The sequence below is a fragment of the Pseudomonas sp. AC247 genome (assembly GCF_979258015.1).
The window spans coordinates 6,211,116-6,236,415 of the sequence record NZ_OZ409829.1 but is presented as its reverse complement, the minus strand read 5'-3'; the positions used below and the strand labels follow the sequence as shown (position 1 = coordinate 6,236,415).

Here is a 25,300-nt window from a genome sequence, read left to right as displayed (position 1 = left end):
ATTTGCGCCAGATGCATTGCCGAGAGCGACACGCGCTTATTCCAAAAACGACGGACACCCTAAGATTTCGGTATTAAATCATTGCAAATCAAGCTGTTAGGCTTTCCGGTTCGCAGCAGCCCCGGAAGGCTGTTGGCAAAGTCTTTCTGGAGTTCTCATGAACCTACCGTTGATTCTCAACCTGCTGGTGTTCCTCGCCCTGCTGTTCGGTCTGGCGCAAACCCGCCACACCACGTGGAGCCTGGCGAAAAAAGTCCTGCTCGCACTCGCGCTGGGCGTGGCCTTCGGCGTGGCGTTGCACGCCGTTTACGGTGCCGGCAACCCGGTACTGAAAGCTTCGATCGGCTGGTTCGATCTGGTCGGCAACGGCTACGTGCAGTTGCTGCAAATGATTGTTATCCCGCTGGTGTTCGCTTCGATCCTCAGCGCCGTGGCGCGTCTGCACAACGCGTCGTCGCTGGGCAAGATCAGCTTCCTGACCATCGGCACGTTGCTGTTTACCACCGCGATTGCCGCGCTGATTGGCATCGGCCTGACCAACCTGTTCGGCCTCACCGCCGAAGGTCTGGTCGCCGGCACCCAGGAAATGGCCCGTCTGCAAACCATTCAGACCGACTACGCCGGCAAGGTCGCCGACCTGAATGTGCCGCAACTGCTGCTGTCGTTCATCCCGCAAAACCCCTTTGCCGATCTGGCGCGAGCCAAGCCGACGTCGATCATCAGCGTGGTGATTTTCGCGGCATTCCTCGGGGTTGCCGCGCTGCAGCTGCTCAAGGATGACGTCGAGAAAGGTCAGAAAGTGATCAACGCCATCGACACCCTGCAAGCCTGGGTGATGCGTCTGGTGCGTCTGGTGATGAAGCTGACCCCGTACGGCGTGCTGGCGCTGATGACCAAAGTGGTCGCCGGTTCCAACCTGCAGGACATCATCAAACTCGGCAGTTTCGTCGTGGTGTCGTACCTCGGTCTCGGCCTGATGTTTGTCGTGCACGGCTTGCTGGTGTCGGCGGCCGGGATCAATCCGCTGCGTTTCTTCCGCAAGATCTGGCCGGTGCTGACGTTCGCGTTCACCAGCCGTTCCAGCGCGGCGAGCATTCCGCTGAGTATTGAGGCGCAGACCCGTCGATTGGGGATTCCGCAATCGGTGGCGAGTTTCGCAGCATCGTTCGGTGCGACCATCGGCCAGAACGGTTGCGCCGGTCTGTACCCGGCGATGTTGGCGGTAATGGTTGCGCCAACCGTGGGCATCAACCCGCTGGATCCGCTGTGGATCGCGACGCTGGTGGCGATTGTGACGTTGAGTTCGGCCGGTGTGGCCGGTGTCGGTGGCGGCGCGACGTTCGCGGCGCTGATCGTGCTGCCGGCGATGGGCTTGCCGGTATCACTGGTGGCGTTGCTGATTTCGGTTGAGCCGCTGATTGATATGGGGCGCACGGCGTTGAACGTGAGCGGTTCGATCACCGCTGGCGCGATTACCAGTCAGGTGATGCAGCAGACTGATAAAGAACTGCTGGATGCCGATGAGCATGCGGAGCTTGCTCAGGCCTGATTAGCGCCTGAAAGACCGCTATCGCTGGCAAGCCAGCTCCCACAGTGTTTTGTGGTGAACACAGATTTTGTGAACACCTCTAGACCTGTGGGAGCTGGCTTGCCAGCGATGCTTTTAAGCCTTTTCCCAGACTTCGAAGTTGTATGCGGGTTTATCTTCAACCGCCGGGTTTTCAACGTTCGACACCAGTTTCCAGTCGTTCAAATCAAACTCCGGAAACCACGCATCCCCCTCCGGGCTCAACGCCACGCGCGTCAGATACAGACGATCCGCCTGCGCCAGCCCTTGCGCGTACAACTGCGCGCCACCAATCAGCATCAACTCATCAACGCCCTGCTCTTTCGCCCATTCCTCGGCGCGAACCACTGCGGCTTCCAGCGACGGATACACTTCCGCACCTTCGAGCACCAGATCGGCCTGACGGCTGACCACGATGTTCAAGCGCCCCGGCAATGGCCGACCGAGCGAATCCCAGGTCTTGCGACCCATGATGATCGGCTTGCCCAAGGTCGTGGCCTTGAAGTATTTAAAGTCCCCCGGCAGGTGCCAGGGCATGCTGTTGTCGACGCCGATCACGCGGTTTTCACCGAGGGCTGCGATCAGGCTGAGGGGGAGTGATTTAGTCATGCCGGCGAGGATACCAGAGCCGCGCTTACCCCGATAAGCGCCACAGCGGTTATGCTCAGCGCTCAATTGAGCGACGGAATGGCGCGTGACTGAACTGACTCCACTGCAAAACCTCTGGCTGACCGAGACCGTGCGCCTGCGCGAAGAACACGCCGGCACCCTCGAAGATCTGGAAGCCAATCGTCTGGCGCGCACCGCTGGCGGCGATCTGCCGAGCCGCATTCAACGCCGGGCGTTATGGCTAGCCGAACGTGACGGGCTGACGGCCGCACTCAAACACTGGCTGCAAGGCGCGCGTCTGGCGCTGGTGTTGCTGATGATCTTCGCGGTACTGAGCGGCGCCGGTCTGGCCTACGCCGCACTCGGCCAGACGCCGGTCAACGTGTTCTGGGCCTTGGGCAGTCTGCTCGGGCTGAACCTGATTCTGCTGCTGAGCTGGTTGCTGGGCTTGATCTTCGCCGGCGAACACGGCGCCACGCTCGGACGATTGTGGCTGTGGCTCAGCGAAAAAATGGCCCGCGACGCCAAAGCCGCGCAACTGGCGCCCGCCCTGCTACTGATGCTGCAACGCAAGAAACTCAATCGCTGGGCACTCGGCACATTGGTCAATGGCCTGTGGTTGCTGGCGATGCTCAGCGCATTGATTCTGCTGCTGACACTGATGGCGACCCGGCGCTACGGCTTCGTCTGGGAAACAACGATTCTCAGCGCCGACACCTTTATCCATGTCACCCACGCGCTCGGTTATCTGCCGTCGCTGCTCGGTTTCAATGTGCCGACGGTGGAGATGATCCGCGCCAGCGGCGACGGCGCGCTCGACATCGAAAGCGCTCGTCAGGCCTGGGCAACCTGGCTGGTCGGCGTGCTGGTGGTGTACGGCGTGCTGCCGCGTCTGCTGCTGACGCTGTTGTGTTTCTGGCGCTGGAACAGCGGCAAAACCGCGCTGCGTCTGGACCTGAACCTGCCCGGCTACGCGCAATTGCGCGAACGCCTGATGCCGACCAGCGAACGCCTCGGCGTCAACGATCCGGAGCCTGCGCAACTGCACCGCGTTGAAAGCAGCGTCGGCGAACTCGCCAGCGAAGGTGCGCTGCTGGTCGCCATCGAACTCGATGAACAACGTCCATGGCCGCCCGCGCTGCCGAAAAATGTCAGCAATGCTGGCATCCTCGACAGCCGCGAGTCACGCCATAAACTTCTCGAACAACTCAGTCGCTTCCCGCCAGCACGCCTGGCGATTGCCTGCGATCCACGGCGCTCGCCGGATCGCGGCAGCCTCGCGCTAATCGCCGAACTGGCGCGCAACGCCGGAGAAACCCGCGTCTGGCTGCTGCAAGCGCCGCCCGGTGAAGCACTCGATGCCGAACGCCTCGGCGACTGGCACATAGCGCTGCAACAACTGGAGTTGCCGTTCGCCGATTGCGCGCCGTTGAACTGGCTGGAGACGGGTCATGACTGATGCCTGGAAAGCGCCGCTGAAACTCGCGGTGGTCGGCCACACCAACGTCGGTAAAACCTCGCTGCTGCGCACGCTGACCCGCGATGTCGGCTTCGGCGAAGTGTCTCATCGCCCAAGCACCACACGGCATGTCGAAGGCGCGCGGTTGTCGGTGGACGGCGAGCCGTTGCTCGACCTCTACGACACGCCGGGGCTGGAAGACGCCATCGCCCTGCTGGATTTTCTCGAGCGCCTGGAACGCCCCGGCGAACGCCTCGACGGCCCGGCGCGACTGGCGCGGTTTCTCGACGGCAGCGAGGCGCGCCAGCGTTTCGAGCAGGAGGCGAAAGTGCTGCGGCAACTGCTCGCCTCCGACGCCGGTTTGTATGTGATCGACGCCCGCGAACCGGTGTTGGCCAAATATCGTGATGAGTTGGAAGTGCTCGCCAGTTGCGGCAAACCGCTGCTGCCGGTGCTGAATTTTGTCAGCAGCGCCAACCATCGCGAGCCGGATTGGCGCGAGGCGCTGGCGCGGCTCGGGCTGCATGCGCTGGTGCGTTTCGACAGTGTGGCGCCGCCGGAAGATGGCGAGCGGCGGCTGTATGAGAGTCTGGCGCTGCTGCTGGAAAACGCTCGTCCGCAACTGGAACGCTTGATTGCCGATCAACAGGCCCAGCGCCTCGCGCGTCAGCAAAGTGCGGCGCGTTTGATTGCTGAATTGTTGATCGACTGTGCGGCTTGTCGGCGCAGTGTGGTCAGTGAAGCGGCGCAGGAACAGCAAGCCATCAGCGAACTGCGCAAGGCTGTGCGCCAGCGCGAGCAGAAGTGTGTTGAAGCGCTGCTCAAGCTGTATGCGTTTCGTCCGCAGGATGCGGCGGCGAGTGATTTGCCGTTGCTCGATGGGCGTTGGGGTGATGACCTGTTCAACCCGGAAACCTTGAAGCAACTTGGTGTGCGTGTGGGCGGCGGGATTGCTGCCGGTGCGGCGGCGGGGGCTGGTGTGGATTTGCTGGTTGGCGGGATTACCCTTGGCGCAGCGGCGTTGGCGGGAGCGATTGCCGGCGGTGCGCTGCAGACGGCGCGCAGTTATGGCAGTCGCTTGCTCGGCAAGATCAGAGGGCAGCGTGAGTTGACGGTGGATGACGGGGTATTGCGGCTGTTGGCGCTGCGCCAGCGGCAGTTGGTGTTGGCGCTGGATCAGCGCGGGCATGCGGCGATGGACGCGGTTCAGGTGGCGACGCCGCAGGATAAGACCTGGCGTGAGGGCAAGTTGCCGGAGGCGCTGAACAAGGCGCGGGCGCATCCGCAGTGGTCGTCGTTGAATCCGCAGGCGAAGTTGAATCAGGCGGAAAGGCAGGAGCAGGTTGAGTCGTTAGCCAAAGGGCTCTAGTGCCTGACCTGGCCCCATCGCTGGCAAGCCAGCTCCCACAGGGATCTCGGCTGATCACAAAAAATTGTATTCACCGAAAAACCTGTGGGAGCTGGCTTGCCAGCGATGGCAGCAACCCGGTTCCAAGACCTAAGCAGCCAACAATCGCGCCGCTTTCTCCTTCAATAAGGCCAGATCAATCACCGGCACCGCCCTCTCCTTGGCCAACTCATCCCACTGCCTCATCCGCAGGCTGACGGCACACAACGGATCGCGCTCAAACACCTCCGCCTCCGCCTCCGTCATCACCCCACCCTGATACTCCAGCGTCCGCCGGCTCGCCTCACTCAAGCGCTCGAAATACCCCGGCTCACGCAGCGTCAGATACCGCTTGGCCTGCACGTGATATTCCACCAGCCGCGCCAGCCGCTCACTGAAACCGGCCTCACGCAAATAATCCGCGCCGAGCCTTTCATGGCTGACCACGCCATAGCCGCCCATGTTTTCCGCGCCTTCGGCACACAAATGGCCGATGTCATGGAAGAACGCCGCCAGCACCACTTCATCATCAAAGCCCTCGGCGATCGCCAGTTCGGCGGCCTGGGACATGTGTTCGATCTGCGACACCGGTTCGCCGATGTAATCGCTGGTGCCAAAACGCTCATACAGCGCGAATACCCTGGCGACGGTTTGCTCGTGACCTGTCATCAAATCTCCTCCAGCAACTGCGCAATGTTGCGCTCGGCCAGCGCCGGGCCGACGCTCATGCCGACGCCGCTGTGCATCAGCGCCACACTCAACCCCGCTGCCGGGCGCAGCAACGAAAACGGTGCCGGCCCCCGAGCACCATAGACGCCCTGCCAGCGCTCGACCACTTGCACTTTGCAGCCCAGGGTCTGCTCGGCCAAATCGATCATCCAGTTGTCCACTTGCTCGGCATTGAACGGTGAAGCGTCGCTGCCGTAATGGTGCGAGTCGCCGATGATCAGTTCGCCGTACGGCGTCGGACTGATCAGCAGGTGAATGCCGTTGTCATGCAGGTGCGGTTGTTCGCGGAGGATCTGCGCCTGCACCGCCGCCGCTTCCGGCAGATCGGCGAAGGCGCCGTAGTGCACGCAGCTCAGGCCGGTGAGCAAGGCGTGCTGCAGATTCAGATCGATCTGCGGTTTGGCGCGGAGCATTTGCAGACGGCAGATTTGCGGGTCGAGGGCGGCGATTGGTTCGGCCAGCAACGTCTGATAATCATGACCGGAGCAGACGATGACATGCTTGGCGGTAAAGCTGCCGGCGGTGCTGTGCAGGTGACCGGGTTCTACGTCGCGCACCAGCGTGGAGAAGTGGAACTCGACACCGAGGTCACGGCGCAGGTAGTCGATCAGCGCCGGGATCGCTTCGCGTGAGTACAGCTGTTGATCGTCGATGCCGTGGAGGGCGGCGCGGTGATGGCTGAATTGGCCGTTATAGAGATCGCGCAGGGCGGCGCCGCGCAGCAGGTCGATGTTGTAACCGTGCTCCACGGCGCGGCCGTTGCAGAAGGCTTCGAGCAGGTGTTCTTCGGCTTCGGTGCGGGCGAACAAATAGGAGCCGTTGCGTTTGATTTGCAGGCCGGCGAGTTGCGCCCAGTCGCCCCAGATCTCGCGGCTGGCTTTGGCTAGCTCAAGCATTTGGCCTGGCGGCTGGCCGGTGACCAAGGCCTGACCGAAGTTGCGCACCGAGGCGCCGAGGGGCGTGGCGGTGCGTTCGAAAACGGCGACCTTGAGGCCGCGTTTGGCGGCGGCGTAGGCGTGGGACAGGCCCAGAATGCCGGCGCCAACGATGAGCAGGTCTTTGTGTTGTGTCATTTAGAAGTGCTCTGAATGAGAGGCCGTCATCGCTGGCAAGCCAGCTCCCACAGGTATCGAGGTGTTCACAAAATTCGTGTTCACCGCAAAACCCTGTGGGAGCTGGCTTGCCAGCGATGAGGCCCTGTCAGTCGATTAAGATCTTACTTGGCAGCGACTTTCTCGGACTTGCCGTCATAACGCTTGCGCCACTCGGTAAGGATCTCGTCGCGATTCTTCGAGGCCCAGGCAAAGTCGTTCTTGATCAGACGTTGCTCATAATCCGCCGGCAATTCGGTCTGCGGCTTGGCAATCCCCGGCTGCGCAAGAACCGCAAAGTTCTCCTTGTACAGATCCATCGCCTCAGCACTCGCCGAGAAGTCCGCCAGTTTCTTCGCCGCCTCTTCATGCGGCGTGCCTTTGATCACCGCAGTCGCTTCGATCTCCCAGCCCAGACCTTCTTTCGGCAGGATGATGTCCAGCGGCGCGCCCTGACGCTTCAGCTGAACCGCCGGATACTCAAAGGAAATCCCGATCGGGAACTCGCCCGCCGCCGCTAACTTGCAAGGCTTGGAACCGGAGTGAACGTACTGGCCGATGTTCTGGTGCAGGCCATCCATGTACGCCCAGCCCTGCTTCTCGCCGAAGGTTTGCAGCCACGCGCTGACGTCGAGGAAACCAGTGCCGGACGACGCCGGGTTGGGCATAACGATCTTGCCCTTGTACTCAGGCTTGGTCAGGTCCTGCCAGCTCACTGGCTTGGTCAAACCCTGCTTCTCGGCTTCGACAGTGTTGAAGCAAATCGTCGCAGCCCAAACGTCCATGCCGACCCACGCTGGCGGGTTGGCGGCGTCGCGGTAGTTCGCGCCGATCTTGCCGAGATCCTTCGGCGCGTAGCTTTGCAGCATGCCTTGCTGATCGAGGATCGCCAGACTGGAAGCCGCGAGGCCCCACACCGCGTCAGCCTGCGGACGGGCCTTTTCGGCGAGCAGTTTGGCGGTGATGATCCCGGTGGAATCACGTACCCATTTGATCTCGACGTCCGGGTTGGCCTTTTCGAAGGCTTCTTTGTAGGACTTCAGTTGCTCGGCTTCGAGGGCGGTGTACACCGTCAACTCGGTTTTTGCCGCGAAAGCATTCAGGCTGAAAGTAGCGAGCACAGCAGCGGCCAGGGCCAAAGGCTTGAACATGATCGGTATCCTGTCTTTTGAGTTGAGGGTGTGAATCAGTGACCGGGCGCGGTTTGCCGCCAGGCTTGAGAACGGCGCAGCAAGCCGCGCGACGCCCACGCCAGCAGCAAGGACACGCCCGCCGAGGTGAACAGAATCAGGGTCGACATCGCCGCCGCGCCACCGACGTTGCCGGCGTCATCCATGTTCAGCACCGCCACCGCCGCGAGGATGGTGTCTGGGCTGTAGAGGAAGATCGCCGCCGACACCGTGGTCATCGCCGAGACGAACAGGTAGCGCACGATGTCGAGCAGCGCCGGCAGGCAGATCGGCACGGTGACGCGCAGGTAATGCCGATACAGCGGCGCCTTTAGCGACAGCGCGGCGGCTTCGAACTCGGCGTCGAGTTGGCGCAATGCAGTGGTCGCGGTCATTTGGGCGGTGGTCAGGTAGTGCGCAATGGTGCAGACGATCAGCAGCGTCATCGTCCCGTACAGCACGTGCAGCGGGTTACCCGTGAGGTTGAAGAAAAAGACGTAACCCAGACCGAGCACCAGCCCCGGCACCGCCATCGGCACAAAGCTGAGCATGCGCAACGCCAGGTTGAGGCCGCGTTGATCGCGGGTTTTCTCCATCAGATAAGCGCCGGTGAAGATCAGCACGCTGCCGATCAGCGCCGTACCCAAGGCCATTTTCAAACTGTTGCTGTAGGCCAGCCAGCCACCGCCAGCGGTTTCGTTGAACTGGTAATGGTTGAGCGACAGCGACAAGTTGTACGGCCAGAACTTCACCAGCGACGAAAACACCGCCATGCCGAACACCAGAATCAACGCCGCGCTGATCAGCAAAACAATCGCCAGATAGCAGCCATCACGCAGCTTCGACGGTGCCGGTTTGAACACCTGCGCACGACCGCTCATGGAGTCTCCGTGACGCCGACGCAACCAGGCATCGACACCGAAGCTGAACAGCGCCGGCAGCAACAGCACCATGCCAATCAACGCGCCGCGACCGAATTGTTGCTGGCCGACCACAGCTTTGTAGGCTTCCAGCGCCAGCACCTGATAGTCGCCACCGACCACCACCGGCACACCGAAATCGGTGATGGTCAGGGTGAACACCAGACAGAACGCGGCGAACACAGCCTGACGCGTCGCCGGCCAAGTGATGCTGCGAAACGCCTTGGCCGGGCTGGCGCCCATGCTCGACGCAGCGTCGAACAATCGCGCATCGGCCAGCGACAACGCCGAGAGCAAAATCATCAGCGCATGCGGGAAGGTGTAAATCACCTCGCCCAGCACAATCCCCCAGAACCCGTAGATGTTGTCCGAGAGCAGCCCGCGCAACATGCCTTGGTTGCCGAACAGATAGACCAGCGCAATGCCCGGCAACATCGACGGCGCCATCAGCGGCAACAACGAAATCCCGCGCCAGATGCCCTTCGCCGGAATCATTGTGCGTTGCAGCGCGTAGGCAAACAGGTAAGCCAGCGGTACGACGATGGCCGCAACGCTGAGGGAAACTTTCAGACTGTTGCCGAGCAGCCAGTGGAAATTCTCGCTGGTGACCATCTCCTTCGCCGCGATCCAGCCACCGCCCTGCCCGGCTTCACTGCTGAAGCCGCGCCAGAAGATCGCCAGCAACGGCAGCAACACCGCGACGCCGAGCAACACCAGCAGGAGGACTTTGCCGCCGACGACAAAAATTCGGTCGCCGATCTCGGCTTTCGAGGACTGTCGCACCTGCTTGTGCGGTAGCGGCAGCGCGAGGTTGCTGTTCATCAGGCAAACACCTGCAGGCTGCGCGGCGGCAAGGCGACCATGATTTGCTGGGCGCCGAGGCGCGGCATGGCTTCCGGCGCGAGTTCGGCGAGCAAGGCGTGGCCCGGCAGCTGATCGAGTTCGAAGCTCATGCGGCAGCGGTTGCCGAGGAAGGTGATTTCGCGGACTTTGGCCGGGAACAGGTTTTCTTCGTGTACCGGTGGATTGACGTTGATCGCTTCCGGGCGGCAGAACAGTCGGCCCGAGGCGCGCTGGACGCTACCGTCGCTGAGGCGCAGGTTCATCCCGCCGACCTGCGCGTGGCTGTCGCTGCTGCGCTGGAATGGCAGCCAGTTGCCCTGGCCGACAAACTCGGCCACGAACGGCGTGGCCGGGCGGTTGTAGATTTCCTGCGGGGTGGCGTACTGCTCGACGCGGCCGTTATTCATCACGGCGATGCGGTCGGCCATCAGCATGGCTTCGTCCTGATTGTGCGTGACCATCAGGGTGGTGATGCCGAGGCTGCGTTGCAGCTGGCGCAACTCGGTGCACAAATGCTCGCGGACGCGGGCGTCGAGGGCGGACATCGGTTCGTCGAGCAACAGCAGCGATGGCGCGGGAGCCAAGGCCCGAGCGAGAGCAACGCGCTGTTGTTGGCCGCCAGACAATTGGCCGGGGTATTTTTTTTCGCTGCCGGTGAGGCCGACCAGTTCCAGCATCTGCCCGACGCGACGGCGCACTTCGTCACGACCGCTGCCGGCGAGGCCGTAGGCAATGTTCGCTTCGACGGTCAGATTGGGGAACAACGCGTAGGTCTGGAACAGAATGCCGTAATCACGGGCTTGCGGGGCAAGGTGCGAAACGTCGCGATCGCCGAGGTACAGCTCGCCGCTGTCCTGCTTCTCCAGACCGGCGATGCAGCGCAGCAACGTGGTCTTGCCACAGCCCGAGGGGCCGAGCAGGCAAACCAGTTCACCGGCGGCGACGTCGAGGGAGACATTATCCAGTGCAGTGAACGCGCCGAAGCGTTTCTGCACGCCGCGCACTTTCATCGGCGCACCGGGGTTGGTCAGGGCAGTTGCGATGGCAGGATTCATGGACAGACCTCATCAAGCAGATGGGGCCAATCCTAGAGTTGTAATGCGTCCGTCATGTGGCAACGAGGCAAAAACTGCTGATAGTGGTATTCAGGGATTTTGGTTCACCAGAGATCGTTCCCACGCTCTGCGTGGGAATGCCTCATCGGACGCTCCGTGTTCGGCTCTTGGGACGCAGAGCGTCCCGGGCTGCATTCCCACGCGGAGCGTGGGAACGATCATTACGCGGGGGACATTTCTTGGGCCAGGCCTAGGAACGCCGCGGGCAACCGCGCGCCCTTGCGTTCCTTCAGGCAATACAAATATTCAGGAATCTGCGGCGCATTCTCGATCGTCAACACGCGCAACTGCGGATCATGCGGCACTTCCTGCCGGGCAATGATGCTGATGCCGATATTGCGCAACACCGCCTCACGAATCGACTCACGGCTGCCAATCTCCAGCAACGGCCCGAAACTCACCCCGGCACTCGCCAGCAATTCTTCCGTCAACCGCCGCGTGGTCGAACCCGACTCACGCATCAACAACGTATGCCCGGCCAGCGCACTCAACGTCACATGCTCCTGCACAGCCAGCGGATGATTGCGATGCACCGCCAGCACCAGCGGATCAGTCCCGAGCACCCGGCGAATCAACCGCGCGTCATCCAGCAACTGCGATGACGCAGCGATATCCACCCGATAGTCCTCCAGCGCTTCGAGCACCTGCTGCGAATTGCCGATTTCCACCGACACTTCCACCTGCGGCAGACGTTCGCGAAAGGTCTTCACCAGATCGAGAATGTAATACGGCGCAGTAGCGGCGATGCGCAAAGTGCCCTGCACCTGACCGCTGTTACGCAGGAAAAACTCGATGTCCGCCTCCTGCTGCAACAGTGTCTTGACCATCGGCAGCAACCGCGCGCCTTCGTCGCTGACGCTCAGGCGTCGACCGCCACGATAGAACAGCTCCACCGAATACTGACTTTCCAGATTGCGGATCTGCGTGGTCACGGTCGGTTGGCTGAGGCCGAGTTTTTTCGCCGCCAGCGTGATGCTGCCCAGGCGGGCGACCATGTAAAACGCTTTCAGCTCGGCACTCAGCACAACCATTCCTCACTCTATTTGCGCAGCAGGCGCAAACCGTTGAACACCACCAACAGGCTCACGCCCATGTCGGCAAACACCGCCATCCACATGGTGGCGAGCCCGGCGAAGGTTACCGCAAGAAAGATCGCTTTGATCACCAGCGCCAGCGCGATGTTCTGTTTCAGGATGCTGGCGGTGTTGCGCGACAGGCTGATGAACGCCGGGATCTTGCGCAGATCGTCGTCCATCAGGGCGACATCGGCGGTTTCGATCGCCGTGTCGGTACCGGCGGCGGCCATGGCGAAACCGATCTCGGCGCGGGCCAGTGCCGGCGCGTCGTTGATGCCGTCGCCGACCATGCCCACACGATGGCCCTGCTTGTACAGATCTTCAATGGCTTGCAGTTTGTCGGTTGGCAGCAAATCACCACGCGCTTCATCGATGCCGACCTGCGCGGCAATCGCCTGAGCGGTGTGGACGTTGTCGCCAGTGAGCATCAGGGTTTTTACCCCGAGTTCATGCAACTGACGGATCGCTTCGCGGCTGGTTTCCTTGACGGTATCGGCCACGGCGAACAGCGCCAGCGGGCCGGAACTGTCGAGCAGCAGCACCACGGATTTGCCCTGTTTCTCCAGCGCGAAGAGTTTTTCTTCCAGCGCTGGCGAGCACAGGCCGAGTTCTTCGACCAGACGATGGTTGCCCAAATGATAGGTCTGGCCGTTGATTTCGCCTTTGACGCCACGCCCACCCAGCGCTTCAAAGTTATCCACAATCAGCGCGGCGAAGTTTTTATCCACAGCGGCGTTGGCGATGGCCAGCGAGACTGGATGGTCGGAACGTCCGGCCAAGGCAGCGGCGATTGCCGGTGCCGTGGCATCGGCGGTCGCGTCGAGGGACAGGTAATCGGTCTGCACCGGTTTGCCGTGGGTGATCGTGCCGGTTTTATCCAGCGCCAGATAATCGAGCTTGAAACCGCCCTCAAGGTACACGCCGCCCTTGACCAGAATGCCTTTGCGCGCCGCTGCCGCGAGGCCGCTGACGATGGTCACCGGGGTGGAAATCACCAGTGCACACGGGCACGCGACCACCAGCAACACCAGCGCGCGGTAGATCCAGTCGAACCACACAGCGCCCATGAACAGCGGCGGAATGATCGCCACGGCCAAGGCAAAGACGAACACCACAGGCGTGTAGATTTTCGAGAACTGATCGACGAAACGCTGGGTCGGTGCCCGCGCGCCCTGAGCCTGTTCGACCGCGTGGATGATTCGCGCCAACGTCGAGTTGTTCGCCGCTGCGGTGACCGCGTATTCCAGCGAACCAGCCTGATTGATGGTGCCGGCGAAGACTTTGTCGCCGACGGTTTTCTCGACCGGCAGGCTTTCACCGGTGATCGGCGCCTGGTCGATGGTCGAGTTGCCGCTGAGCACTTCGCCGTCTAGCGCGATGCGCTCGCCGGGCTTCACTCGCACACGGGCGCCGAGTTCGACGCTTTTCACGTCCTGTTCGACCCACGAACCGTCAGCCTGCAACACCGTGGCTTGCTCTGGCGTCATCTGCATCAGGCCACTGATCGCATTGCGCGCACGGTCAAGCGAACGCGCTTCGATCAGCTCGGCGACAGTGAACAGGAACATCACCATCGCCGCTTCCGGCCACTGGCCGATGAGGATGGCACCGGTCACGGCGATGCTCATCAGCGCGTTGATGTTGAGGTTGCGGTTCTTCAGGGCGATCCAGCCCTTTTTGTAGGTGGTCAGGCCACCGCTGAGAATCGACACCAGCGCGATAATCGCCACCACCCAAGTGGGCGCGGCGTTGGTGAAGTGGATGACTTCAGCAGCGAGCGCACCAATGCCGGACAACGCCAGCGGCCACCAGTGTTTTTTCACCGGCGCCGGGGCCGGCGAGTCGACGCCCGCCTCCAGCGGCTCGGCGTGCATGCCGAGGGATTTGATCGCCTCGGTGATGGGCTCGGTACCCGGCAGATTGTGGGTCACGCCGAGTACGCGGTTGATCAGGTTGAATTCCAGTTGCTGCACGCCGGCGAGTTTGCCGAGCTTGTTCTGGATCAGCGTCTGCTCGGTCGGGCAGTCCATCGCCTCGATGCGGAAACTGCTCAGCCGCGCGTCGGCGGTGGTCTTTTCGCTCAGTTGCACCAACGCAGGCGCGGCGGCGTTCGACGAACAGCAAGAATCTTCGTGCGCATGCACCGGTGCCGGCGCTGCAACTTTCGACCCGCAGCAAGAATCGCCGCCATGGGCATGCTTATGCACAGGCTGCAATTTATGACTGTGATCGTGGCCGTCGCCGGGCTTGTGGGTGTGCTGGGAATCGCTCATTGGTCGCGTCCATGAAGGTGCCTGTTGCCAAGTAAAGACCCTGTAGCCACTATAGGGTCAAGCACCCTTTTGGAGATTGCCGTCATGAAGATCGGAGAACTGGCCAAGTTGACCGACTGCGCCGTGGAAACCATCCGCTACTACGAGCGCGAAAACCTCCTGCCGGAACCGGCCCGCAGCGACGGCAACTACCGCGTCTACACCCAGGCGCACGCCGAACGCCTGACCTTCATCCGCAACTGCCGCACCCTCGACATGACCCTCGAAGAAATCCGCAGCCTGCTGGCCATGCGTGACAGCCCACAGGATCAGTGTGAAAGCGTGAATACGCTGATCGACGAACACATTCAGCATGTGAAGGCGCGGATTGATGGGTTATTGGCGTTACAGACACAGTTGCTCGACCTGCGCCAACGCTGTGGCGAAGGGCCGACGGCCGATCAATGCGGGATTTTGCAGCGCTTGGAGGTCAGCGGCGGAGTCGTCGCCACCGAAGTCGAACACTCCCACGTAGGCCGCAGCCACGGCCACTAAAGAACACCGCATAACGCTCGTTCCCATGCTCCGCGTGGGAATGCCGCCATGGACGCTCCGCGTCCAAAGTGACGCAGAGCGTCACGGGATTCATTCCCACGCAGAGCGTGGGAACGATCCTACCGACTAGACCGCCATTGGCGCGGTCATTGGTGCGTGGTGTTCGTAGCCTTCCAGCGAGAAATCGCTCGGCTCGACCAGCTCCAGCCATTCCGGCTGGTACACGCCAGTCTTGGCAAACTCCGGCACACGATCGGAGATTTTCAGTTTTGGCATGGCGAACGGCTCGCGCTTGAGCTGTTCGTTGAGCATGTCCAGGTGGTTTTCGTAGACGTGTGCGTCACCGATAAAATAGGTGAACCAGCGCGGCGTGTAGCCGGTCAGGCGACCGATCAGGCTCAGCAGCGCGGCGCCTTCGGTGAGGTTGAACGGCGTGCCCAGACCCAGATCGTTGGAGCGGATGTAGAGGGTCAGGGAAATTTCCTTGGTCTCGACATTCGGGTGGAACTGGTACAGCAGGTGGCATGGCGGCAGAGCCATTTCATCGAGCTGAGCGACGTTCCAGCCGTGGAACAGAATGCGACGGCTGCCGGGATCGTTGATGATCGTGTCGACGCACTGACGCACCTGGTCGATGGCTTTGTACAGCACCACGTAGGCCTGACCGTCTTCTTCGCCTTGAGCGATCTGCTTGTAGCCGTTGCTCAGAGTTTGTTCGATGGCGGCGGTGTTGCTCAGCGGGATCTGCTTGTACGCCGGCCATTTGCGCCATTGCACGCCGTAGATTTCGCCGAGGTCGTCGTCGCCCTGACGGAACGGGTTGGCCAGCCACTGCGCGTTTTCGTTGGCGTTCTGGTCCCAGACCTTGCAGCCCAGCGCGCGGAATTCAGCGGCGTTGTTGACGCCACGGAGAAACCCGCACATCTCGCCGATGGCCGATTTGAAGGCCATTTTGCGCGTGGTGATCGCCGGAAAACCTTCCTGCAGATCGAAACGCAGCATCGCACCCGGGAAACTGATGGTGTTGATGCCGGTGCGGTTGGCTTGCTTGGTGCCGTTCTGAATGACGTGAGAGACCAGTTCGAGATATTGCTTCATGAGTTACCTGTGTCCTTTGAGCCCCGGCGTCGCGCGCCGGGGTTCGTAGTTTAAGCCGTCGGCGCGAGCGGTGCTGCCGGTGCGCGACGATAGGCCAGCCAGATCAGGAACAGCCCGCCGATGATCATCGGCACACAGAGCACTTGCCCCATGGTCAGCCAGTTCCAGGCCAAGTAGCCGAGTTGCGCATCCGGGACGCGAACAAATTCGACGATGAACCGGAAGATGCCGTAGAACAGCGCGAACATGCCGGAAACAGCCATGGTCGGACGCGGCTTGCGCGAGAAAATCCACAGGATCAGGAACAGCGCCACGCCTTCGAGCGCGAACTGATACAGCTGCGACGGGTGACGCGGCAGTTGCGCCGGATCGCTGAACGGCGGGAAGACCATCGCCCACGGCACGTCGGTGGCTTTGCCCCACAATTCGGCGTTGATGAAGTTACCGATGCGTCCTGCGCCCAGACCGATCGGCACCATTGGCGCGACGAAGTCCATCAACTGGAAGAACGACTTGCCGTTGCGCTTGCCGAACCACAATGCAGCCAGCATTACGCCGATAAAGCCGCCGTGGAACGACATGCCGCCCTTCCACACCTCGAAAATCAGCGTCGGGTTGGCCAGGTAGGCGCTCAGATCGTAGAACAGCACATAGCCCAGACGTCCGCCGACGATCACGCCCATCGACAGCCAGAAGATCAGATCGGAGAGCTTCTCCTTGCTCCAGGTCGGGTCGAAACGGTTGAGCCGGCGCGACGCCAGCAGCCACGCACCGCCGATGCCGATCAGGTACATCAGGCCGTACCAATGGATATTCAGCGGACCGATGGACAGAAAACGGTTGAACACATGTATGTCCAGCGGACCGATGGATAACGCCACCGGGTCGATCTGCGGGTAAGGCAGCATTGCGACTCCTCGTTAGAGTTGAAACCAAAATTCCCGGGCGACGCTGCCACCTCAGGATTAAGCCAGGATTGCGACGCGGCTAAAGCAGGAAGCTCAAACCCACGCTGAACAGCAAAGCGGCGAACAGCCTTTTCAGCAAGCGCGGCGACAATCTATGCGCCAGTCGCGCGCCGAGACGGGCGAAAACCATGCTGGTCAGGGCGATGCCCAACAACGCCGGCAAATAAACAAAACCGAGACTATGCGGCGGCAACAACGGATCGTGCCAGCCCAGAATCATGAAACTTAATGCACTGACCAAGGCAATCGGCAGACCGCAGGCCGATGACGTCGCCACCGCTTGCTGCATCGGCACACTGCGCCAGGTCAGGAACGGCACGGTCAGCGACCCGCCGCCAACGCCAAAAATCGCCGAGGCCCAACCAATCACACTGCCGGCCACGGTCAGACCCACTTTGCCCGGCACGGTTCGGCTGGCCTTGGGTTTGACGTCCAGCGCCAACTGCACCGAGATCACCAAAGCGAACACGCCGATGATCTTTTGCAGGTGCGGCCCGGAAATCGCCTCGGCGGTCAGCGCGCCAAACCCGGCGCCCATGAGAATCCCCACGGTCATCCACATGAAGATCGGCCAGCGCACCGCGCCGCGACGGTGATGTTCACGCACGGCATTGACCGAGGTGAAGATGATCGTCGCCAGCGACGTACCGACCGCCAGGTGGGTCAGGATCGACTGATCGAAGCCCTGCAAGGTGAAACTGAACACCAGCACCGGAACGATGATGATCCCACCACCGACACCGAACAGCCCGGCCAACACGCCAGCACAGGCGCCGAGCGCCAGATAGAGCAGAAATTCCATGTCCTTCTCCCAGACGCATCCCAAAACCGGAGCGGCATGGTAACGGATGCGCGGCCTTCTGCTCCACTGGCGATGGATGCACGGGCGCCGGATGCGTAGAGTGGGCAAAAAACACACAAGGACCACCTTATGTGCCTGATCGTTTTTGCCTGGCGCCCGGGCCATGCCCAGCCGCTGATCGTCGCGGCCAACCGTGACGAGTTCTACGCCCGGCCGAGTCTGCCGCTGGCGCAATGGCCCGAAGCGCCGCACGTGCATGCGGGGCGTGATCTTGAGGCTGGCGGGACGTGGCTAGGCATCGGCGCCAACGGCCGCTTTGCCGCGCTGACCAATATTCGCGACCCGCAGCAGCCGCCCGCGCGCAAATCGCGCGGCGAACTGGTGGCGCGGTTTCTGACCGGCGATCTGTCGATTGATGATTATTTGAGCGATGTGGTCGGGCGCGCCTCGGAATATGCCGGGTTTAACCTGCTGCTCGGCAATAGTCATGAGCTGTGGCATTTCAATGCACGGCTGTCAGAGCCGATCATGCTGGAGCCCGGTGTTTACGGGCTCTCCAATGCCGGGCTGGATACGCCGTGGCCGAAGTTGCTCAAGGCCAGGGCGGCGTTGGGCGCAGTGCTGGATGAACCGACACCTGCGCGGTTGCTGGGGTTGTTGAGCGATGCGCAGACTGCGCCATCGGCTGAGTTGCCGGATACCGGGGTCGGCATGGCGACGGAGACGTTGTTATCGAGTGTGTTTATTGCCAGCCAGAGTTACGGGACGCGGGCGAGTACGGCGCTGATCGTGCAGGCGGATGGGACGCGGCGGATGGTCGAGCGCAGTTTCGGGCCGTATGGCGGGCATTTGGGCGAGGTGGATATCAGAATCTAAAGATCGCAGCCTGCGGCAGCTCCTACAGGAATACACATTCCATGTAGGAGCTGCCGCAGGCTGCGATCTTTTAATGAGCCTTGATGACGGCCGGTGGATTGATCTTCGACAACCCAAGGTTCTTCAGCGCCAGTTGCAGCGAGCTGTGGATCACTTGCGGGTTATCGATGGTCATCAGTTCAGCCAGCAACTCCTTGGCCTTGCTCAGATTGACCTGACGCAACATCCACTTGACCTTCGGCAAGTTGGTGGCGTTCATCGACAGACTGTCGAAACCCATCGCCATCAACAGCACCGCCGCCGCCGGATCACCGGCCATCTCGCCGCAGATACTCACCGGTTTGCCTTCCGCATGCGCATCACGCACCACCGTTTGCAGGGCTTGCAACACCGCCGGATGCAGGTAGTCGTAGAGATCGGCCACACGCGGGTTGTTGCGGTCGACCGCCAGCAAATACTGGGTCAAGTCGTTGGAACCGACAGAAAGGAAGTCGACCATCCGCGCCAGTTCCTTGGTCTGATACACCGCCGCCGGAATTTCGATCATCACGCCAATCGGCGGCATCGGCACGTCGGTGCCTTCGTCGCGCACTTCGCCCCAGGCCCGATGGATCAGGTGCAGGGCTTCTTCGAGTTCATGGGTGCCGGAGATCATCGGCAGCAGAATCCGCAGGTTGTTCAAGCCTTCGCTGGCCTTGAGCATCGCGCGGGTCTGCACCAGGAAGATTTCCGGGTGGTCGAGGGTGACGCGAATGCCGCGCCAGCCGAGGAACGGGTTGTCTTCCTTGATCGGGAAGTACGACAGCGACTTGTCACCGCCGATGTCGAGGCTGCGCATGGTCACCGGTTGCGGGTGGAACGCGGCGAGCTGCTCGCGGTAGATCGCCAGTTGCTCCTTCTCGCTCGGGAAGCGCTGGTTGATCATGAACGGCACTTCGGTGCGGTACAGGCCGACACCTTCGGCGCCACGCTTCTGCGCCCGCGCCACATCGGCGAGCAAACCGGTGTTGACCCACAGCGGCATGCGGTGGCCATCGAGGGTCACGCACGGCAAATCGCGCAGGGTATCGAGGCCCAGCGCCAGTTGTTTCTCTTCTTCGACGACTTCGGCGAACTGCTTGCGCAGCACTTCGCTCGGGTTGGTGTAAACCTCGCCGCGCGTGCCGTCGACGATCATTTCGATGCCGTCGACCTTGGCGTACGGCAGGTCGACCAGACCCATCACCGTCGGAATGCCCATGGCGCGGGCAAGGATCGCGACGTGGGAGTTACCCGAACCGAGTACCGAGACCAGACCGACCAGCGTGCCTTCCGGCACCTCGCCGAGCATCGCCGGCGTCAGTTCTTCGCTGACCAGAATGGTTTTTTCCGGGTAGACCAGGTTCTGCTGACGCTCTTCCTGCAAATACGCGAGCAGGCGCCGACCAAGATCTTTGACGTCCGAGGCGCGCTCACGCAGGTAGGCGTCGTCCATCAGTTCGAAACGGTTGACGTGTTCCGTAACCACCTGCCGCAGCGCGCCCTGGGCCCACTGGCCGGTCTTGATCACGGTGGTGATTTCGCTGCCCAGCGAGGCATCGTCGAGCATCATCAGGTAGACGTCGAACAGCGCGCGCTCTTCCGGGCGCAACTGCGTAGCAAGCTTGGCGGACAACGCGCGCATGTCGGCACGCACGCCTTCGATGGCGGTCTTGAACAGCGCCAGCTCAGCGTCGATGTCTGTGATGGTCTTGTCGGGCACCACGTCGAGATCGGCCGGTGGCAGCATGACCACCGCCGTACCGACCGCCGCACCCGGTGAACCCGGCACGCCGACGAACTTGGCTTCCTGAATGCCCTTGCCCTGACGGCCCAGACCACGGATCGAACCGGTGGCCTCGGCGTGGGCGATAACGCCGGCGAGTTGCGCGCTCATGGTCACGAGGAAGGCTTCTTCACCTTCGTCGAACTGGCGGCGTTCTTTTTGCTGGATGACCAACACGCCGACGACGCGGCGGTGGTGAATGATCGGAGCACCGAGGAACGAGGCGTAACGCTCTTCACCGGTTTCGGCGAAGTAGCGGTAGCGCGGGTGAACCGAAGCGTTTTCGAGGTTCAGGGGTTCTTCACGCGTGCCGACCAGACCGACCAGACCTTCGTTGGGTGCCATGCTGACCTTGCCGATCGAGCGCTTGTTCAAGCCCTCGGTGGCCATCAGGACGAAGCGGTTGGTCTCGGGATCAAGCAGGTAGACCGAGCAGACCTGGCTGCCCATGGCCTCTTTGACGCGCAACACAATAATCCCCAACGCCGCCTTGAGATCCTTGGCGGAGTTAACTTCCTGGACGATCTTGCGCAGCGTATTGAGCATGGCTCGGGGTCGAACTCCGTCGTCAGTCGCGCGCTAAAAGGCGCGGGGCAAGCTCTTTGAGGGCGCGGCGATACACCTCGCGCTTGAATGTCACCACCTGGCCCAACGGATACCAATAGCTGACCCAGCGCCAGCCATCGAACTCCGGTTTACCGGTCAAATCCATCCGCACCCGCTGCTCGTTGGAGATCAGGCGCAGGAGAAACCATTTCTGTTTCTGGCCGATGCACAGCGGTTGGCTGTGGGTACGCACCAGACGTTGCGGCAAACGATAGCGCAACCAGCCCCGGGTACAGGCCAGTATTTCAACATCTTCACGTTCCAGGCCAACTTCTTCGTTCAGCTCGCGGTACAAGGCGTCTTCCGGCGTCTCTTCAGGGTTGATTCCCCCTTGCGGAAACTGCCAGGCATCTTGATTGATACGGCGAGCCCATAGCACCTGGCCGGCGTCATTCGTCAGAATGATCCCGACATTGGGGCGGAAACCATCGGGGTCGATCACGGGCACAACCTCGCAAACGCATGTCGCCGCATTGTTCCACAAAGGTTGATAAGGCGGCAACGAAGCTTCCTACCTTATGTGCACTCTTGTGAAAAGACCGTATTCTTGTCGCCTTTTTACAGACTTATCAGCGGGTAACTGCAATGCGCCTGGCTCTATTCGATTTGGACAACACCCTTCTGGGCGGCGACAGCGATCACGCCTGGGGCGACTATCTGTGTGAACGCGGTTTCCTCGACCCGATTGCGTACAAAGCGCGCAACGACGAGTTCTATCAGGATTACCTGGCCGGCAAACTGGATAACGCCGCGTACCTGAACTTCTGCCTGGAAATCCTCGGTCGCACCGACATGGCCGTGCTCGAGCAATGGCACAGCGATTACATGCGCGACTGCATCGAGCCGATCGTGCTGCCGCAGGCGCTGGAACTGCTGAAAAAACACCGTGATGCCGGCGACAAACTGGTGATCATCACCGCGACCAACCGTTTCGTTACTGCGCCGATTGCTGTGCGCCTTGGCGTTGAAACCCTGATTGCCACTGAATGTGAAATGGTTGATGGCCGCTACAGCGGGCGCAGCACCGATATTCCGTGCTTCCGCGAAGGCAAGGTGACGCGCCTGAATCGTTGGCTGGAAGAGACCGGATATTCGCTGGACGACAGCTATTTCTATAGCGATTCGATGAATGACTTGCCGCTGCTGGAGCAGGTGGCGAATCCCGTCGCTGTTGATCCGGATCCGAATCTGCGTGCCGAGGCCGAGAAGCGTGGCTGGCCGGTGATTTCTCTGCGCGGCTGATGACGCCATCGCTGGCAAGCCAGCTCCCACAGGGACTATCAGTGGACACAAATTTTGTGGACAGCTCAAAAACCTGTGGGAGCTGGCTTGCCAGCGATTGGCTCGACTCGGTATGTAGCCTTAAACAGGCTTGGCACCCATCAACCCCGCAATGGCGAGAAACCCAACGCCGCTGACAATCGCCAGGGCCAGATTGAATTTCCAGTTACCTACCCCGCTAGTCCACAGCCGATTAAGCCGCACCAACAGCCACACGGCACTCAACGTGGCCACGGCATAGATCACGCTGGAACCCAGAATCCAGAACTGCCCCAGTGGCCAGCCGACCAGGTGTACCAACCACCAGCCGGTGAAAGGCATGCTCAGCATACCTATCAGCATCAAACACCAGATAAACAGCCAAGGGCGCTGCATCGTGCTCGCTGGCCCTTCGCTGCGATTACGCCAGGTCAGAGCGGCAAGCCCCAACCCGCTGACGAGGATCACCACGGTCGCCGCGACGTGAAGGACTTTCAGGGTGGTCAGGGTTTCCATGAATTTCTCTTCCTTGGGCCATGCCCATCAGCGTAGCCGCTCAGCCAAGAAACAGCTGATAGGCCGGGTTCTCGCTTTCATCCCAATACGGGTAGCCGATTTCCTCAAGCGCTGCCGGCACCAGATGACGCTCGTCGTGCGGCACTTGCAGGCCGGCGACCACACGGCCATCGGCGGCGCCGTGGTTGCGGTAGTGGAACATCGAGATGTTCCAGCGCCCACCGAGCTTGTTAAGGAAGTTGAACAGTGCGCCCGGACGTTCCGGGAATTCGAAGCGGAACACCACTTCATCGACCACCTGCGCCGCGCGGCCGCCGACCATGTGGCGGATGTGCAACTTGGCCAGTTCATTGTCGGTCAGGTCGAGCACCGGGAAGCCCTGCTCAGTGAGGCTCGCCAGCAACGCACTGCGCGGGTCGTTTTCCGGGTGGGTCTGCACGCCAACGAAGATGTGCGCTTCGCTGCCGGTGTTGTAGCGGTAGTTGAATTCGGTGATCTGGCGCTTGCCGATGGCTTCGCAAAACGCCTTGAAGCTGCCGGCCTTCTCGGGAATGGTCACGGCAATGATCGCTTCGCGGCCTTCACCCAGTTCAGCGCGCTCGGCGACGTGGCGCAAGCGGTCGAAGTTGACGTTGGCGCCGGAGTCGATGGCGACAAAGGTCTGGCCGCTGACGCCGCGTTGCTCAACGTACTTCTTGATCCCGGCTACGCCCAACGCACCGGCAGGTTCGGTGATCGAGCGGGTATCATCGTAGATATCCTTGATGGCTGCGCAGATCTCGTCAGTGCTGACGGTGATCACTTCATCGACATAGTCTTTGCAGATCTCGAAGGTGTGCTGGCCGATCTGCGCCACCGCCACGCCATCGGCAAAGATTCCCACGGTCGGCAGCACCACGCGCTCACCGGCAGCCATCGCCGCTTGCAGGCAGTTGGAGTCGTCCGGCTCGACGCCGATGACCTTGATGTCCGGACGCAGGTATTTGACGTACGCGGCGATACCGGCGATCAGACCGCCACCACCGACCGGGACGAAAATCGCGTCCAGCGGCTGCGGGTGCTGGCGCAGAATTTCCATCGCCACGGTGCCCTGCCCGGCGATGGTGTGCGGATCGTCGTATGGGTGGATGTAGACGTAGCCTTTTTCATCGACCAGTTTCAGCGAGTAGGCCAGCGCTTCCGGGAACGAGTCGCCGTGCAGTACCACTTTGCCGCCACGCGAACGCACGCCTTCGACCTTGATCTCGGGGGTGGTCTTGGGCATGACGATGGTGGCTTTCACGCCCAACACTTTCGCCGCCAGGGCCAGACCCTGCGCATGGTTGCCCGCCGACGCGGTGACCACGCCACGGGCGCGCTCTTCGTCGGTCAGCTGAGTCAGCTTGTTGTAGGCGCCGCGAATCTTGAACGAGAACACCGGCTGCAAGTCTTCGCGCTTGAGCCAAATGTCATTGCCCAGCCGCTCGGAGAGCTGGCGAGCGTTCTGCAGCGGGGTTTCTACGGCAACGTCATAAACGCGCGAGGTGAGGATCTTTTTGACGTACTGTTCGAGCATCGGAAAGCATCACTGAGCGGGTTGGGCAGGGCCAAGGAGTCTAACCCGGCTTTTGCCCGGGCGACCACACGAATCCAGAGGTTTTAGCCGCGCCTTAAAAGATCGCAGCCTTCGGCAGCTCCTACAGAATGCATGCGATTCCTGTAGGAGCTGCCGCAGGCTGCGATCTTTTGATCTGCCAATAGGACAATGACCTTCCCAGACATGGGGCCTATAATGCCGGCCTTTCCGTTCTCACCTTGCCCGCTTCCGGAGCCCGCATGACCCAGGATCAACTCAAACAGGCAGTGGCTCAGGCCGCCGTCGACTTCATCCTTCCGAAACTCGACGACAAGAGCATCGTCGGGGTCGGCACCGGCTCCACCGCCAACTGCTTCATCGACGCACTGGCCCAGCACAAGGGCGCGTTCGATGGCGCGGTCGCCAGTTCCGAAGCCACCGCTGCGCGCCTGAAAGGCCACGGGATTCCGGTGTACGAGTTGAACACCGTCAGCTATCTGGAGTTCTACGTTGATGGCGCCGATGAAAGCGACGCGCACCTGAACCTGATCAAGGGCGGCGGCGCTGCCCTGACCCGCGAGAAGATCGTCGCGGCCGTGGCCAAGACCTTCATCTGCATCGCCGACGCCAGCAAACTGGTGCCGGTGCTGGGCGAATTCCCGCTGCCGGTCGAAGTGATCCCGATGGCCCGCAGCCACGTCGCGCGTCAGTTGGTAAAACTGGGCGGCGACCCGGTGTACCGCGAAGGCGTGCTGACCGATAACGGCAACATCATCCTCGACGTGTTCAACCTGCAGATCACCAACCCGGTGGAGCTGGAAGCGCAGATCAATGCGATTGTTGGCGTGGTCACCAACGGCCTGTTCGCGGCACGTCCGGCGGACCTGCTGCTGCTGGGCACACCTGAAGGCGTGAAAACCCTCAAGGCTGAGTAAGCCAAACTGCCCACTATTTATGGGCAAATGAAGTTCCCTTGTAGGAGTGAGCCTGCTCGCGATAGCGGTGTGTCAGTTGATATAGATGTTGACTGACACTCCGCTATC

Annotated in this window: 22 protein-coding genes; 7 read left to right on the top strand and 15 right to left on the bottom strand. The window is 61.4% G+C overall.

What is annotated here, in order from left to right; genetic code table 11:
• Nucleotides 1-157 precede the first annotated feature (157 nt).
• Nucleotides 158-1,549 carry an L-cystine transporter gene (locus ACZZ0B_RS28260; RefSeq protein WP_463546761.1) on the top strand — a complete coding sequence of 464 codons (1,392 nt, stop codon included), beginning with the start codon at nt 158-160 and terminating at the stop codon, nt 1,547-1,549.
• A gap of 114 nt (nt 1,550-1,663) precedes the next feature.
• On the opposite strand, the gene ACZZ0B_RS28255 is transcribed toward ACZZ0B_RS28260, so the two are convergent.
• Nucleotides 1,664-2,176, bottom strand: a complete 513-nt coding sequence (locus ACZZ0B_RS28255) for a dihydrofolate reductase (RefSeq protein ID WP_159811901.1) — start codon at nt 2,174-2,176, stop codon at nt 1,664-1,666.
• A gap of 85 nt (nt 2,177-2,261) precedes the next feature.
• On the opposite strand from ACZZ0B_RS28255, the gene ACZZ0B_RS28250 reads away from it, so the two are divergent.
• A complete protein-coding gene (locus ACZZ0B_RS28250) occupies nt 2,262-3,635 on the top strand; it encodes a DUF2868 domain-containing protein (RefSeq protein ID WP_463546760.1) in 1,374 nt (457 codons plus the stop codon).
• A complete protein-coding gene (locus ACZZ0B_RS28245; RefSeq protein WP_463546759.1) occupies nt 3,628-5,004 on the top strand; it encodes a GTPase/DUF3482 domain-containing protein in 1,377 nt (458 codons plus the stop codon). Before ACZZ0B_RS28250 ends, ACZZ0B_RS28245 begins: the two co-directional genes overlap by 8 nt.
• 129 nt (nt 5,005-5,133) lie before the next feature.
• Here ACZZ0B_RS28245 and ACZZ0B_RS28240 read toward each other — a convergent pair whose 3' ends face one another.
• The 7 genes from ACZZ0B_RS28240 to ACZZ0B_RS28210 form a co-directional block, all read right to left on the bottom strand.
• On the bottom strand, nt 5,134-5,691 hold the full coding sequence (locus ACZZ0B_RS28240; RefSeq protein ID WP_463546758.1) for a phosphonate degradation HD-domain oxygenase: 558 nt from the start codon (nt 5,689-5,691) through the stop codon (nt 5,134-5,136).
• Nucleotides 5,691-6,824, bottom strand: a complete 1,134-nt coding sequence (locus tag ACZZ0B_RS28235) for a TIGR03364 family FAD-dependent oxidoreductase (RefSeq protein ID WP_463546757.1) — start codon at nt 6,822-6,824, stop codon at nt 5,691-5,693. Before ACZZ0B_RS28235 ends, ACZZ0B_RS28240 begins: the two co-directional genes overlap by 1 nt.
• 143 nt (nt 6,825-6,967) lie before the next feature.
• The gene (locus tag ACZZ0B_RS28230) at nt 6,968-7,993 is read right to left on the bottom strand and encodes a putative 2-aminoethylphosphonate ABC transporter substrate-binding protein (protein WP_053124777.1); all 1,026 of its coding nucleotides are present in this window, start codon (nt 7,991-7,993) and stop codon (nt 6,968-6,970) included.
• Nucleotides 7,994-8,028: 35 nt separating this feature from the next.
• Nucleotides 8,029-9,753 carry a putative 2-aminoethylphosphonate ABC transporter permease subunit gene (locus ACZZ0B_RS28225; protein ID WP_463546756.1) on the bottom strand — a complete coding sequence of 575 codons (1,725 nt, stop codon included), beginning with the start codon at nt 9,751-9,753 and terminating at the stop codon, nt 8,029-8,031.
• Complete coding sequence (locus tag ACZZ0B_RS28220; protein ID WP_463546755.1) at nt 9,753-10,829, bottom strand: putative 2-aminoethylphosphonate ABC transporter ATP-binding protein; 1,077 nt, start codon at nt 10,827-10,829, stop codon at nt 9,753-9,755. Before ACZZ0B_RS28220 ends, ACZZ0B_RS28225 begins: the two co-directional genes overlap by 1 nt.
• A 221-nt stretch (nt 10,830-11,050) precedes the next feature.
• On the bottom strand, nt 11,051-11,914 hold the full coding sequence (locus ACZZ0B_RS28215) for a LysR family transcriptional regulator (RefSeq protein ID WP_008088437.1): 864 nt from the start codon (nt 11,912-11,914) through the stop codon (nt 11,051-11,053).
• Between the two features lie 14 nt (nt 11,915-11,928).
• Nucleotides 11,929-14,238, bottom strand: coding sequence for a heavy metal translocating P-type ATPase (locus ACZZ0B_RS28210; protein WP_463546754.1), 2,310 nt, complete (start codon nt 14,236-14,238; stop codon nt 11,929-11,931).
• An 84-nt stretch (nt 14,239-14,322) separates the two neighbouring features.
• Between ACZZ0B_RS28210 and cadR the strand changes: the two genes are divergently transcribed.
• Nucleotides 14,323-14,772, top strand: a complete 450-nt coding sequence (gene cadR / locus ACZZ0B_RS28205; RefSeq protein ID WP_159811907.1) for a Cd(II)/Pb(II)-responsive transcriptional regulator — start codon at nt 14,323-14,325, stop codon at nt 14,770-14,772.
• Nucleotides 14,773-14,898: 126 nt separating this feature from the next.
• Here the strand turns inward: cadR and ACZZ0B_RS28200 are convergent, their stop codons facing one another.
• The 3 genes from ACZZ0B_RS28200 to ACZZ0B_RS28190 all read right to left on the bottom strand — a co-directional run bounded on the left by ACZZ0B_RS28200 (nt 14,899) and on the right by ACZZ0B_RS28190 (nt 17,640).
• Entirely contained in the window at nt 14,899-15,870 is a 972-nt protein-coding gene (locus ACZZ0B_RS28200) for a thymidylate synthase (RefSeq protein WP_034153704.1), read from the bottom strand.
• A 50-nt stretch (nt 15,871-15,920) separates the two neighbouring features.
• Nucleotides 15,921-16,778, bottom strand: coding sequence for a prolipoprotein diacylglyceryl transferase (gene lgt / locus ACZZ0B_RS28195; protein ID WP_008088444.1), 858 nt, complete (start codon nt 16,776-16,778; stop codon nt 15,921-15,923).
• 79 nt (nt 16,779-16,857) lie between these two features.
• The gene (locus tag ACZZ0B_RS28190; protein ID WP_440095956.1) at nt 16,858-17,640 is read right to left on the bottom strand and encodes a sulfite exporter TauE/SafE family protein; all 783 of its coding nucleotides are present in this window, start codon (nt 17,638-17,640) and stop codon (nt 16,858-16,860) included.
• A gap of 129 nt (nt 17,641-17,769) precedes the next feature.
• On the opposite strand from ACZZ0B_RS28190, the gene ACZZ0B_RS28185 reads away from it, so the two are divergent.
• On the top strand, nt 17,770-18,516 hold the full coding sequence (locus ACZZ0B_RS28185) for an NRDE family protein (RefSeq protein ID WP_463546753.1): 747 nt from the start codon (nt 17,770-17,772) through the stop codon (nt 18,514-18,516).
• A 70-nt stretch (nt 18,517-18,586) separates the two neighbouring features.
• Here ACZZ0B_RS28185 and ptsP read toward each other — a convergent pair whose 3' ends face one another.
• Both ptsP and ACZZ0B_RS28175 read right to left on the bottom strand, forming a co-directional pair.
• Nucleotides 18,587-20,866, bottom strand: coding sequence for a phosphoenolpyruvate--protein phosphotransferase (gene ptsP, locus ACZZ0B_RS28180; protein WP_463546752.1), 2,280 nt, complete (start codon nt 20,864-20,866; stop codon nt 18,587-18,589).
• Nucleotides 20,867-20,888: 22 nt separating this feature from the next.
• On the bottom strand, nt 20,889-21,368 hold the full coding sequence (locus ACZZ0B_RS28175; protein ID WP_003229203.1) for an RNA pyrophosphohydrolase: 480 nt from the start codon (nt 21,366-21,368) through the stop codon (nt 20,889-20,891).
• A gap of 143 nt (nt 21,369-21,511) precedes the next feature.
• Here ACZZ0B_RS28175 and ACZZ0B_RS28170 point away from each other — a divergent pair, with 143 nt between their 5' ends.
• The gene (locus ACZZ0B_RS28170; RefSeq protein ID WP_053124792.1) at nt 21,512-22,168 is read left to right on the top strand and encodes a histidinol-phosphatase; all 657 of its coding nucleotides are present in this window, start codon (nt 21,512-21,514) and stop codon (nt 22,166-22,168) included.
• Nucleotides 22,169-22,288: 120 nt separating this feature from the next.
• Here the strand turns inward: ACZZ0B_RS28170 and ACZZ0B_RS28165 are convergent, their stop codons facing one another.
• The gene (locus tag ACZZ0B_RS28165; protein ID WP_463546751.1) at nt 22,289-22,702 is read right to left on the bottom strand and encodes a DUF2269 family protein; all 414 of its coding nucleotides are present in this window, start codon (nt 22,700-22,702) and stop codon (nt 22,289-22,291) included.
• Nucleotides 22,703-22,742: 40 nt separating this feature from the next.
• Complete coding sequence (ilvA, locus tag ACZZ0B_RS28160; RefSeq protein ID WP_008088452.1) at nt 22,743-24,257, bottom strand: threonine ammonia-lyase, biosynthetic; 1,515 nt, start codon at nt 24,255-24,257, stop codon at nt 22,743-22,745.
• A gap of 260 nt (nt 24,258-24,517) precedes the next feature.
• Between ilvA and rpiA the strand changes: the two genes are divergently transcribed.
• Nucleotides 24,518-25,192 carry a ribose-5-phosphate isomerase RpiA gene (gene rpiA, locus ACZZ0B_RS28155; RefSeq protein WP_463546750.1) on the top strand — a complete coding sequence of 225 codons (675 nt, stop codon included), beginning with the start codon at nt 24,518-24,520 and terminating at the stop codon, nt 25,190-25,192.
• The last annotated feature ends 108 nt before the right edge of the window (nt 25,193-25,300 follow it).